10 protein-coding genes are annotated in these 12,826 nt (G+C 43.6%); 2 read left to right on the top strand and 8 right to left on the bottom strand.

All coding sequences use genetic code 11. From position 1 onward, the window contains the following. The first annotated feature begins 42 nt into the window (after positions 1-42). A complete protein-coding gene (gene rmuC / locus MoGM_RS08700) occupies positions 43-1,404 on the top strand; it encodes a DNA recombination protein RmuC (RefSeq protein WP_233210224.1) in 1,362 nt (453 codons plus the stop codon). 146 nt (positions 1,405-1,550) lie between these two features. Further along, the gene (dinB, locus tag MoGM_RS08705; RefSeq protein WP_233210227.1) at positions 1,551-2,678 is read left to right on the top strand and encodes a DNA polymerase IV; all 1,128 of its coding nucleotides are present in this window, start codon (positions 1,551-1,553) and stop codon (positions 2,676-2,678) included. Positions 2,679-2,986: 308 nt separating this feature from the next. On the opposite strand, the gene MoGM_RS08710 is transcribed toward dinB, so the two are convergent. The 8 genes from MoGM_RS08710 to alaS all read right to left on the bottom strand — a co-directional run bounded on the left by MoGM_RS08710 (position 2,987) and on the right by alaS (position 12,610). Next, on the bottom strand, positions 2,987-3,478 hold the full coding sequence (locus MoGM_RS08710; protein ID WP_104369686.1) for a hypothetical protein: 492 nt from the start codon (positions 3,476-3,478) through the stop codon (positions 2,987-2,989). A 391-nt stretch (positions 3,479-3,869) separates the two neighbouring features. After that, positions 3,870-5,039, bottom strand: a complete 1,170-nt coding sequence (locus MoGM_RS08715; protein WP_104369687.1) for an ATP-binding protein — start codon at positions 5,037-5,039, stop codon at positions 3,870-3,872. A gap of 206 nt (positions 5,040-5,245) precedes the next feature. Continuing rightward, positions 5,246-6,214, bottom strand: coding sequence for a hypothetical protein (locus MoGM_RS08720; RefSeq protein ID WP_104369688.1), 969 nt, complete (start codon positions 6,212-6,214; stop codon positions 5,246-5,248). 218 nt (positions 6,215-6,432) lie between these two features. Then, entirely contained in the window at positions 6,433-6,957 is a 525-nt protein-coding gene (locus MoGM_RS08725; RefSeq protein ID WP_146078696.1) for a hypothetical protein, read from the bottom strand. Beyond that, on the bottom strand, positions 6,944-7,303 hold the full coding sequence (locus MoGM_RS08730; protein ID WP_104369690.1) for a hypothetical protein: 360 nt from the start codon (positions 7,301-7,303) through the stop codon (positions 6,944-6,946). Before MoGM_RS08730 ends, MoGM_RS08725 begins: the two co-directional genes overlap by 14 nt. Before the next feature lie 42 nt (positions 7,304-7,345). Then, entirely contained in the window at positions 7,346-8,566 is a 1,221-nt protein-coding gene (locus MoGM_RS08735) for a hypothetical protein (protein WP_146078697.1), read from the bottom strand. A gap of 57 nt (positions 8,567-8,623) precedes the next feature. Then, a complete protein-coding gene (locus MoGM_RS13510) occupies positions 8,624-8,947 on the bottom strand; it encodes a DUF6804 family protein (RefSeq protein ID WP_371410519.1) in 324 nt (107 codons plus the stop codon). Between the two features lie 1,041 nt (positions 8,948-9,988). Beyond that, positions 9,989-12,610, bottom strand: a complete 2,622-nt coding sequence (gene alaS / locus MoGM_RS08750; protein WP_104369712.1) for an alanine--tRNA ligase — start codon at positions 12,608-12,610, stop codon at positions 9,989-9,991. Between the last annotated feature and the right edge of the window lie 216 nt (positions 12,611-12,826).

Here is a 12,826-nt window from a genome sequence, read left to right on the forward strand (position 1 = left end):
CCGGCAAATAATATAAAAACAATATACAGACAGAGCATAATCATGGCAATACTTATTGCAATCATTTCAGCCGTGACAGGCATTTGCGTCACATACGCATTAATGCGTCGCGGCATGTCAGAGAAAGACAAGGTTATTACCGCGCGTTCGATAGAAATGGAACGCACGGCCACCGAGTTGGGTATAAGAAACGAGCAACTGGCAAGGCTCGCCGAGCGTGCGACCGCCCTTGAAGCCGAAAACAAGACTCTCGGCGCACGGTCGCAATCGCAGGCACGTGAGATAGAGTTGTTGCGCAAGCATGCCGACGAGGAGGCCAGGGTGCGCCGCGAGCAGTTTGCCGAACAACTGCGCACGGCAAAAGAGCAGATAGCCAACATGGCTACACGGATAATGGAGCAGAACGCCGACAAGCTGAAAGAGCGCAATACGGAGAATATCGGCCATATCACCCAGCCGCTGAAAGACGCCATCAGTGAGATGCGCAAGGCCATAACGGACAACATCAAGGACTCAGCCGAGCACTCGGCGTCGTTCCGCGAGCAGATATGCCGCATGATAGAGAGCAACAGGGAGATAGGAGAGAAGGCCGAATCGCTGGCAAACGTGCTCCGGCGCGACAACAAGGCGGCGGGAAACATGGGCGAGATAATTCTCGGAGACCTGCTCGCAAGTCAGGGACTGACCGAGGGCATACACTATGAGGTGCAGGCACGACTGCGTGACGAGACGGGGCGTGCGCTGAAAAATGACGAAACCGACCGTGAGATGCAGCCCGATGTGATCCTGCATTATCCGCAAGGGCAGGACGCCATCATAGACTCAAAGGTGTCGCTCGTGGCGTATCAGCGTTATGTGAACGCGGAGACGGCAGAGGAACGTGACCGGCACTTGCAGGACCACATAAAGAGCGTGCGCCGACATGTGGGCGAACTGGCGAGAAAAGATTACAGCAAGTATATCCGTGCGCCCCGCGAGGCAGTGGATTTCGTTATAATGTTCGTGCCGTTCGAGTCGTCGTTGCAGCTTGCTCTTGCCAACGACCCGACGCTGTGGCGCGAGGCTTTCGAGCGTAAGGTGTTCATCACGGGCGAGCAAAACCTGCTCGGCATCCTGCACATGATACATATAGCGTGGGTGCAGAACCAGCAGGCGGAAAACCAGGAGAAGGTGTTCGGTACTGCCGAACAGCTCATAGACCGTCTCGGTGACTTCATAAAGCGTTACAACGACCTCGGCGACGCACTGGAAAAGAGCAGGAAAGCATACGATTTCGCAAACAACAAACTGGTGACGGGAGCGCAGAGTGTGGTCAAGAAAGGCAGGGAACTTGTGGATCTCGGCGCAAAGGAGAATCCGAACCGTCGCATACCGAAGCCCGATGATGTGCCCGGGATAGAGTGATGCGGATGTATAGGTGATATGTTTCGATACGTGGCATGGATTTGGTTTTATTATTATACGATGGAAACAAACGGTATCGACGGCGTGTTTTGAAGTTTAGTATGCGGTGAGATTGGTGTAGCGAAAAACGAAAGGATAACTGCCAGATGATGGACAAACCAGTTGAAGACATTAATATATATGGCGAACGAAAGATAATACATGTTGACATGGACGCTTTTTTCGCCTCCGTCGAACAGCGTGATCATCCGGAGTTGCGCGGTGTTCCCGTGGCAGTGGGCCATGACGGGCCTCGCGGGGTGGTGTCGACGGCCAGCTATGAGGCTCGGCGGTTCGGTGTTCGCTCGGCAATGCCTATGGCAAAGGCCAGGCGCCTGTGCCCGGGGCTTGTCGTAGTGCGTGGAGATCATGCGTTATACAAAGCCGTTTCGAGACAAGTACACGGTATATTTGCCGAATATACCGATATAATCGAGCCTCTTTCGATTGACGAGGCCTTTCTTGACGTGACCGAAAACAAGCGCGGTATGCCACTCGCTGTCGACATCGCGAGGGAGATACGGCAACGTATACGTGCCGAACTGTGTCTGACGGCATCGGCGGGAGTGTCTTACAACAAGTTTTTGGCAAAGATAGCGTCGGAGATCCGTAAGCCTGACGGGCTTACTGTCATTCATCCTGACCGTGCGTCGGAATTTATATCGAGGCTTAAAATAGAAGATTTCTGGGGTGTGGGGCCTCGCACGGCCGACCGTATGCACTACATGGGAATATTCACCGGTGCCGATTTGCGCCGCTGTTCGCTTCGGCATCTGTGTGAAGTGTTTGGCAAGATGGGGCGTGTGTATTACGATTTTGCCCGTGGCATCGACATGAGGCCGGTCGAAACGGAATATGTCCGCAAGTCGCTTGGATGCGAACAGACTTTCGCCGAAGACTTAAAAACATTGTCGGCGGCGCTTATCGAGTTGTATCATGTGGTGCTCGAGCTGGTGCGTCGCATTGAGAAAGGCCGTTTTGAGGGTCGCACTCTGACGCTGAAAGTAAAGTATTCCGACTTCAATCAGATAACGCGCAGCATCACGCAACACAAAATTTTACAGACAAAAGACGATATTCTGCCTCTTGCCAAGCGATTGTTGAAGGAGGCCGGTCACCCTGCCGAACGCCGGATACGCCTTATCGGCCTGTCCGTTTCAAACCCGTCGATAGACGCAGGCATGCACCGCGACGAGTGGTTTGAGGGCTATCTGGAATTTGACGAGTGGGAATGAGTATAAGAATATAGTTTTATTGATATCTATTCACAGGCAGTGTAGGGACTTATTCTTGTATTTGTCCGCAGCCCGTAAGGGCTAAGACGCAATATAGAATATGTTTTGGACATATAATAATAAAGTAAAGGCGATAGTAATGACTTAGCCCTTGCGGGCTGCGGACAAATACAAGAATAAGTCCCTACTTGCTGGCTGATATTTTGTTATGCCAAACTGACGTTGTGAAAATGCTTATTTAGTGTTTGTTTTGATATAATAAATAATACAGGCGGGGTGATGCTGCCTGTATTATTTTGCATTAATTATCAAATGGTTATTGTTGTATTAGATGCTACTGTCGCATCAACCTCATATCCGACTTTCATTACTGCCTTGCCACCACAGGGGAAAGGAAGACAAGTTAAACAGAAAACAACAACCGATACAGGAGTTCTATTATTTCCTTTTATGTAAATGTCAGATGATGTGAAGTTTACAATATCCCCATTGGGAGTAATTAAATTGCGTATTTTTATTCCAAGACGGCCTCTTGTTCCAAAACATGTCGACCGCTTCGCTTCATATACAACACCTTTAGCTAATGAACCGGCGGGTATGGCAATTCTACCATCAACGATAATATCTCTTGTAACTTGAAAGTCTACAGGCTCTCCTTCATGCGCTTTTGCTCCTCTGACTTCTTTGATAGCTTCTAATGGAACGATTGTACCGGCTTTAATTGTGACTTGTTCTTTTTGTGCAAAGCACGACAAACTTGCAGACAGCAGAATTGTCAATGATAATAAAAAGTTTTTCATTTGTTTTATTAATTTGTGCCATAAATCCCCTGAAGCGGCTGTTTATATTTTAAAAGCGTGGGGACTATTGGATATTGTTTCTTCGAGGTTGTGGAAGGACCCGCATACAAACAATAAACAATAACTCACGCTATTAGATATAATATACCATTGGCATGGATATAATAATAATAATCATAAGCGTGAGCATTATTGCTATCACCCCTGTATGCTTGAAACTTCCACATTTCGAAGAGGGATAATATCTTTAACGCTCTGTTTACTAATCAATCCGTATATAATGTCATCCCTATGACATATCGGATATATGCTGTAAAGATAATAAAAAGTATATTACGAAGTGCAAAGAGTGCTATGAAATATGTTGATGTAGTTCAAATTTATATGCAAATCAGTAGTTTAATCCGAACATCCAGAGAGGTATTACGTTCCCATATCCATACTCTATGTCGTCTTTTACGATATAGGCATGTTCGAGACCGTCTATCTGTTTCTGTCCTTTCTTTCGCCCGCCGATTTCGAATGTGATGCCGTTTATCTCGAAATCGGATACCTTTGAGGCTATAACAGGATTGTTTACACGCATCTGGTTGTAGAAAAACGTCTCCCTTATATTACCTATATTGACATTGTCCCGCCCCAGATTATATGCTATATTGGTGTTGTCGAGATATACTTTTTCCGTTTTTCCCAGTCCTCTTATTCCTCCGGTAGTGTCTTTCACCTGTGCAATCATCCCCGCTCTTTCTATGTAATACAGGTAGTCGCTTAGGCTGTTCCTGCTTATTCCTATCATCTCCGCCAACTTGCTGGCATTCGGTTTGAATGGTACGCTTTCGGCAATGATGGCCAACAACTGTTTAAGTTTCTTTCCGGTAGACACGTTCATCTCGGCATAAGTGGGTATGTCGGTCTCCATTGTCTGGTTGATGACCTGCTGCAGCTCTATCTCAAAGGCTGCATCGAGGCCGAAAGGATAATATCCCCGACGTAGATAATCGTTGAAAAGGGGCAGGGGATGGTCGGTGCCCGGTATCCTTACTTCCCCTTTCAGTATGTCGTCGAGGGTGTAGGTGCTTGCTTCAATGTCGTGGAACAGGTGCAGATACTCTCTGAACGACAGTCCCTGCATCTCATATATAGGAGCTCTTCTGCTGAGGTCGGCCGCCCCTTTATATATGTCCAATACGGAGGAGCCGGTGAAACCGACGGTCAGTTCCGGCATGGTGTCGTATATTTGTTTAAGCTCTTGCGACCAGTTCTTGTATTTATGAACCTCGTCTATGAACAGGTTGCGGCCGTTCTGCTTTACAAATCTGTCGGCCAGCCCGATCAGACTATGGGTCGAGAAATACATATTGTCCGCCGAAACATATAGCGTTTCGGATATATTCAGATGCTCTTTGATGTATTGTAATATCATCGTTGTCTTGCCGACACCTCGCGGTCCCACAATCCCAAACATCCTTTTGTGCGCTCCTATCTCTTTGAACTTATACCTTTTGAAACTTAACGAGGTATAGTTCAGCAACACTTTCATTGTATTATATAACTGTTCCATTATCTTGTTTCTGTGATTGTCGATGCTGCAAAGATAATGAAAAAATGCACTATGAGAGTGCAAAAACAGCGAAAAAATGCACTTTTGGAGTGCAATTTTCGCAAAAATCGAGTGAAAATGATGATTTTTTTACTCTATTAACAAACTGTTATTTTTTGCTGGCTGGTTGACTTTTGACATCAAAACACCGGATTGCAACATGGAAATCACAGTTTCATAACATCGCGCCAATAGGTCTTTTTAACTTTGTGCGTTATTGTTTTACTATTTTCTTCAATATCTATTTCTGTCCTTCCATATTCGTCTTTGGCTCCATCAAAGTCCATGAAAGAGATGGATGAACCAAAATTATCTTTGTAATTGAATTCTCTCTCGTTGGCAGAACCGTCTGTTGTGATTGTGCCGAACAAGATCTTATCGGGTATGTCGGATGCTTTACCACCTTTCTTGTATTTTAATAGTCGTGAAGTGGTGGTACTGTGATACTCGTAGCTATTGTCTTCTTTAACGTCAATACGGATGATACTGTTGTCTGTTACATCGAACAGACAGGCATAAGGAACCCATTTTTCTGCTTGTAATGACCGATGCAAGCTTTTAATCTCTTCTTGCTGCAATGCTCCGAGCATTTGTTTCTCTCTGTCAGAGTAATAGTTTACGGCGGTTAATATATCATAAACGCTAAGTTCGCTCAGTGTACCGCGGCGTTCTCCAAATCCATATCCTCGCCAACCGCAAGAATACCAATTGTCGATTGTTGCTCTTTTTATTCTTTCCCTGAACTTATTATCAAACATGATGTCGAAATATTTGATAAGTTGTTCGGAGTTTTGAATGTCGTAAAGCGGGTATTTGCGTTCCAAAGGGAAAAGACATAGTGAGGCTAATTTGCGCTTATTACCATTAGCAATGCTCGTCATTATTACGCTTAGGCTATCCTTGCTGCCGCTGATTTCGTTATAATCCGTACACTGATTAGTCGCTTTTTGTGCAGCATAATTACCGTCTTCGCCGGTACTTATGCCACTGTTATCAGTGTAGTTATTCATGTCCGGTTCATATTTTTCGTGTGGTTTGCCTGTTGGATTGTTATTGCAAGATACGGCCGTAATGCCTAAGTACAGCACGGCTTTTAATAATAGGCTGATGATTCTTTTGTGATTGATGATTCTCATATTCGTTTTAATCCGTTATCTTTGCGAAAGTTGGCGTAACGATAGTGTCTCTTATACCCAAACTAAGAGTATTTCCATTAGTGTCAAAATATTGATATGCATAATGAATAAGAACAATACCTTTTTTTCTTCCTCCGGTTCTGCAACTTCATAACCTGACATTCTAAAAGCAACAGGAGTATCAAGATAATCCGTAATTTCAACTGGCAAGTGCAAAATTAGTGTTTCTTTTTATGATATATTACCCACAAAAGGTCATCAAAATATTTATTTATATGTTCTTCATGTAAAACATGATTAGGGCATTTTTCCATTTGCAATAGACTTTCTTTTACAGAACTCATAATAAATACGCCATAAGGATATGCAATCTTTATTAAAAAATATATGTAAATACCATAGCATGGATATAGTATAATGTTTATAAACAATTCTATATCTTTCATGAAATCGTTAAAATAACCAATTGACCACCAAAAAAATATAAACTCAAAAATTCCAAATAACACACATGCTACATTTAGTCTATTGGAAAAGACTTTTTCTTTATATTCAATTCTTTCCCTTTCTTTTTCTATAATAGCTATATACGAATTGATGTCATTACGTGTGATACCATAATCAGAGTATTTCAGGGTGTCTTCTCCATTATCGTAGTATACAAAATCTAATGGAGTTTTATAGAAATCAAAACGGTGGTAATGATTTTTATTGTAGAGAACTTTACTATTATCTTCCATCATAATCAATGAATATAGGGTCAAACAATGCTGGAATACTTCCTGTTAATATACTTATTAGTATTACAAAAACAGGAAAAGGTAAAATCGTTGCTAATGTAAGCTTGAATATAACATTTTCAACATAGATGTAATTACAAAAGCTTTGGATTGCCCACAAAGTCATTATTCCTGCAAAAACAAACAATCCTGTGTAAAAGCAAATAAGAATTATCGCAGCAATTATGCTCCATCCGGAAGCAGATGAAATTGTATTTATGACCATGTTAATCCAAAAGAATATGAGTTCAATACCAGTCGGCCATATCCATACAAAAAAATTATCTTCTTTATTTTTATTTTCCTCCATATATATGATTATTTTAAAACAAACCTATTTCTTTGCCGTTGTTTACTCCCATATAATCAAATCCTTTGGTAGTGTGATTCGTTTGGGTTCTCCCTTTTTTCCTGTTATGAAGTATTCTTTGGCCAGTGTTTCTTGGAAACGGATTAAGAAAGCCTCTTTTATTCTAGTACACTTCTCATTAATGGAATTTTTAAGCGGGTCGGTCACATTAATAATACTATCATTATAAGTTTGAACGACTGTTTGCTGATTCGATGTTTTTATTCCTTTAATATCGTTGTATATATACGATAACTCTTGTCTGTAATCCACTAATTCCTTAAAGAGGATGCCCTCGGGATGACGCAAGAACAGTAAATACACTGCTTTTACCAACGGAGTCATTATTATTTCTATGTTATTATAGTCGGGGAGAACAATTCGATAGTCCTTACTTATGACTATACGGCTGAGCTTAACGTTCTGCTCTACCAACTGTTCTAGTATTATCTGGCTGATGCCTTTGCTTCTGAGAAAGTCAATTTTTGTCTTTACTTCATCAAGCAGGCACTGTGTTTCTTCATCAAAATTATCATCGGCATTATATAAAATTTTCTTTGTCGCATCATCGGAATACTCTTGTTTACGATTAATGGCTGGATAGTTGTTTCTTTCTAAGAAGTAGCTTTTTGTAGAATCAGCTATAAAATCTGCCATGTTATAAAAGAAATCTCCGGGAGATGTGATATTATCTATGTCAAGTTCATATAGGGAGTATGTAATATCTGATTTGGCACTTTTATATATTGAAATACCATTTATATATACACAATAGTGTATTGCAAAGCAAGGCTTAATATTGTCTCTTTCTTCTGGATGACTCATATAGTCGAGCAGGAAGCTGTTTTCCAGACTTGTTAGGTTTGAATTAGATCCTTTATCGTAGTGAGGCATCCAATAACGGATTACTTTTTCCTGCTTTTCTATGTTTTTATTGAGAAATGGCAGATAGATAAAAGTCAAATCTCTTTTTGCAAAACATTTAACAATAGTATCAAGATTGTCAATAATAAACCTGTTAAATTTTTCGTCATACCCATTCTCCACAAAAATGACCTCGTCTTTTTGGGGTTCAAATGGCAGATGATTCAATGACAACAGTTTGGGACTTTCTTTATATGTATTTGGTTGTTCGGGCATATCGAAATCCGATGGAGGATAATGGCAGATAATATCTTCTCTATTAATTATTTGTTTGAATAATCTTTTTATAAATGACAACATAGGTTGAATGATTTTTTATGGGTATTAATCTGTGGCAGGATTGATTGTATTGTCTTGCTATATTGTTTCTTTTTTATCCTTTTCCATAAAGTAAAGAACTGTGATGAATATAGCGACAAGCACGTCGACGACATTCCATATAGTACGTCCTAGTGCAATCTTTATAAACGGTTGAAACAATATTGCTAATGCGCTGAACGTGATGGCAAGGTTTTCTTTCTCTTCTTTATAATAATTATATGCCATTATCGAAAAAACTACCACCGACACAAATCTTATTAATTCATAATAGCTATATGGCATTTTTGTGAGGCAGAGTAGGAGCATTAATGCTAAAATAAGTTTTAGATACTTCATAATTAATACTTTTGTTTTAAACATTTGTAATCTGATTTATATGAGATTACTTTATGCAGCTTTGGAGCTTGCTTTATTATTCTAATCATGTCTGCTTTTTTATGACGGATATGAACACGCTTATCTGTAATATCTGTTATTCCCTTTTTCACCAAATATAAATGATATAGTTAAAACAATAGTTGATAACCACCACCATATATTATACGCAGTAGTATAATATTCCGCTTTATAAAGAGTGTTACTGTGTAAACTTCTGAGGAAATTAGGAACGAAAAACATTCCATGCCATATCCCCGAATACCATGAATATGTCTCATTCGGGGTTATATCGCATAGCCAATAACTTATTAGCATCCAGAGTAGGAGCTGGATGATTAATCTATATCCAAAAATAATATATAGAATAAATAGAAGAATATAAAATATTGTTGTAAGCATATATAAAATCTTTTAGTTGTTAATACTGTTTGCAAATATAATAAGAAGTAAACTCAATTTACTATAAAATCTTTCTGCAAGACTTGCAGAATAATGAAATATTATTTTGTTTTTGCATTACTGTTTCTTTTTCATAGGCTTATTCTTTTGCGACTATAAATAGCAAAAAAAAGGTGTGATACCATCCTGTTGTTACTTTCCTGGTATCGCCAAACACCTGTACACATACAACAGCGACGCTCACACCATACGATGCAAGCATTCGCTTCTTACTGCTGATGTGTACTCTAAATTTGGCGATTTTGGAAAGTACATCAAGTAAAAGCAAACACTTTCTTTTCTCTCTATGTCTTTGTTAAATTTCTATATCATTCTCTCTATCTTTATTACGTCATTAATTTAGAAGCCGCTTTAAAATTATGCAAGGCTTGTATTTTTTGCAAATATACTTATTCTTTATGAAAATAAGCATCCTTTCTATATAAAAAAACCACTAAATTATATTTGCCTTCTATCTACTTATTATTATATAAAAATTTGGCGGATTACACGTGAAATGAAAAATATCTCTCGTATAATCCGCCAAATAAATAGTATATGCTTATATTTAAAGTCTTGACGTGCTTAGAGTTTCGCCAGTTCGATAACCTTGTCCACAGCGGCGCTCAGTCCGTCGGCGTTCTTTCCGCCTGCTGTCGCATAGTGGGGCTGTCCGCCTCCGCCTCCTTGGATTAGTTTTGCCGCTTCACGGACAATCTGGCCTGCGTTCAGTCCGTGGCCGCTCACCATGTCGTCGCTCAGCATCACGCTCAGCATCGGTTTGTCGGCGGCCACCGTTCCGATGACGCAGAGCAGGTTTTCAGGCACTGCCTGACGTATCTTGAACACCAAATCCTTGGCTGCCGTGGCCTCCATGGGCAGTACGGCTGTGATTACCGTTGTGCCGTTGATGTTGCGTGCCTTCTGCACGAGAGTCTCTTTGGCGCGCTCCACGGCCTGGGCTTGGAAGTGTTCGATTTCCTTTTTCATCGAGTCGTGCTCCTCGATATACTTTCCGATGACGCCGCGCAGGTCTTTGGCGTTGTTGAACAGCGCCTTGATAGACTTAATGATGTCTTCAAGATTGTACATCATCTCCTCGCATTCCTTGCCCGTCTTGGCCTCGATGCGGCGTATGCCGGCGGCCACGCTGCTTTCGCTTATGATCTTGAACATGCCTATGCGGCCTGTAGACGAGGCATGGATACCTCCGCAGAACTCGCAGCTGGGGCCGAAGCGCACCACGCGCACTTTGTCGCCATACTTCTCTCCGAAGAGGGCGATGGCTCCGAGCTTCTTGGCTTCCTCTATCGCGATGTCGCGATGCTCGTCTATGTGTATGTCCCGGCGTATCATGTCGTTCACCATCCGCTCCACCTTTCTGATGTCTTCGTCGCTCATTTTCTCAAAGTGCGAGAAGTCGAAGCGCAGCGTGTCGGCGCTTACGTAAGAGCCTTTCTGCTCCACATGGTCGCCGAGCACCTGTTTGAGGGCGTAGTCGAGTAGGTGGGTGGCAGTGTGGTTGGCTGCGCTTCCGTCGCGCTTGTCGGTGTCTACGCACGCCATGAAGTCAGCCTCGATGTTCTTCGGCAGTTCTTTCACTATGTGTACGCTCTGGTTGTTCTCTCTCTTGGTGTCTATTACGGTCACGGTCTCGGTCTCGCTCACCAGCACTCCGCAGTCGCCTACTTGGCCGCCCATCTCACCGTAGAATGGCGTGTGGTCGAGCACCAACTCGTAATATGTGTTCTTCTTCTGTGTCACCTTGCGGTAGCGCAGTATCCTGCACTCGTGCTCAGTGTAGTCATAGCCCACGAATTTCTGTTCGCCGGGAGCCAGTTCCGTCCAGTCAGAGCTTTCCACCTGGGCGGCATTGCGTGCCCGCTCTTTCTGTTTGCGCATCTCCTCGTCAAACTGTTTTCCGTCTACCGTCACGCCGTTCTCTCGGCATATCAGCTCGGTGAGGTCGAGCGGAAATCCGTATGTGTCGAAAAGGCGGAAGGCCTGTGCGCCGTCAAGCTCGCTCTTGCCGGCCGCTTTCAGATTGTCCATGGCTCCGTTGAGCATGCTGATACCCTTGTCAAGGGTGCGGAGGAACGAGTCTTCCTCTTCCTTGATAACCTTGCCGATAAGCTCGCGCTGTGCTTCCAGTTCGGGATATGCCCTTCCCATCTCGCCGATGAACACCGGCAACAGGCGGAACATGAATGCTTCTTTCTGCCCGAGGAACGTATATGCGTAGCGCACGGCACGGCGCAGTATCCGGCGGATGACGTAACCGGCCTTGGCGTTGCCCGGCAACTGACCGTCGGCGATGGAGAACGCCACGGCACGCAGGTGGTCGGCAATCACTCGCATGGCCACGTCGGTGTTCTCGTCCTTACCGTATTCCATGCCCGAGAGGCGTGCAATCTCTTTTATTATCGGTTGGAACACGTCGGTATCGTAGTTGGAGTGCTTGCCTTGCAGGGCGCGCACCAGACGCTCGAAGCCCATACCGGTGTCTATCACGTTCATGCCGAGCTTTTCAAGAGAACCGTCAGCCTTGCGGTTGAACTGCATGAACACGAGGTTCCATATCTCTATCACCTGCGGATCGTCCATGTTCACCAGCTCGCGTCCCGGTGTCTTGGCTTTCTCCTCAGGTGTGCGCGAGTCGAGATGGATTTCCGAACAGGGACCGCAGGGGCCTGTGTCGCCCATCTCCCAGAAGTTGTCGTGCTTGTTTCCGTTGATGATATGGTCGGCCGGCACGTGCTTGGCCCATATCGCCGCAGCCTCGTCGTCACGGTCGAGACCCTCTTCTTCCGAGCCTTCGAAAACTGTGACATACAGGTCTTTCGGGTCGAGTTTGAGCACGTCCACGAGATATTCCCATGCCATGTCTATGGCACCTTCCTTGAAATAGTCGCCGAAACTCCAGTTTCCGAGCATCTCGAACATAGTATGGTGGTACGTGTCGTGTCCCACCTCTTCGAGGTCGTTGTGCTTTCCGCTCACGCGCAGACACTTCTGAGAGTCTGCCCGGCGGCGCGGTTCCGGCTCGCGTGTGCCGAGGATTATATCTTTCCACTGGTTCATGCCGGCGTTTGTGAACATCAGCGTCGGGTCGTCCTTAATCACCATCGGTGCGGACGGCACGATGGCATGTCCTTTCGACTCGAAGAACTGCTTGAACGAGTCGCGTATTTCGTTTGCTGTCATCATAATTATTTCGTGATTATAAAATTTATTCTTGTTCAAAACCGACTGCAAGGATTATGCAAATCGGATGCAAAGATAATGCAAGCCTGATGCGTCGGGAGCTTGTTCCCGATGCCGGGGCACCGCTTATCTTCTGCAAAGATACTCCGTTTTTGCAATATCTGCAAATCTTTTCTTTGTTTATTAATGTGAAACAGCTGCATTGCAGGCTATCTGCAA

The organism is Prevotella sp. MGM1, from assembly GCF_002933775.1.
Lineage (GTDB): Bacteria > Bacteroidota > Bacteroidia > Bacteroidales > Bacteroidaceae > Prevotella.

Coding starts and splice junctions, on each gene's coding strand:
- MoGM_RS13510 (WP_371410519.1), bottom strand. CDS start 8,947: ATGTTTAAAACAAAAGTATTAATTATGAAGTATCTAAAACTTATTTTA.
- dinB (WP_233210227.1), top strand. CDS start 1,551: ATGATGGACAAACCAGTTGAAGACATTAATATATATGGCGAACGAAAG.
- MoGM_RS08715 (WP_104369687.1), bottom strand. CDS start 5,039: ATGGAACAGTTATATAATACAATGAAAGTGTTGCTGAACTATACCTCG.
- rmuC (WP_233210224.1), top strand. CDS start 43: ATGGCAATACTTATTGCAATCATTTCAGCCGTGACAGGCATTTGCGTC.
- alaS (WP_104369712.1), bottom strand. CDS start 12,610: ATGATGACAGCAAACGAAATACGCGACTCGTTCAAGCAGTTCTTCGAG.
- MoGM_RS08710 (WP_104369686.1), bottom strand. CDS start 3,478: ATGAAAAACTTTTTATTATCATTGACAATTCTGCTGTCTGCAAGTTTG.
- MoGM_RS08720 (WP_104369688.1), bottom strand. CDS start 6,214: ATGAGAATCATCAATCACAAAAGAATCATCAGCCTATTATTAAAAGCC.
- MoGM_RS08735 (WP_146078697.1), bottom strand. CDS start 8,566: ATGTTGTCATTTATAAAAAGATTATTCAAACAAATAATTAATAGAGAA.
- MoGM_RS08730 (WP_104369690.1), bottom strand. CDS start 7,303: ATGGAGGAAAATAAAAATAAAGAAGATAATTTTTTTGTATGGATATGG.
- MoGM_RS08725 (WP_146078696.1), bottom strand. CDS start 6,957: ATGATGGAAGATAATAGTAAAGTTCTCTACAATAAAAATCATTACCAC.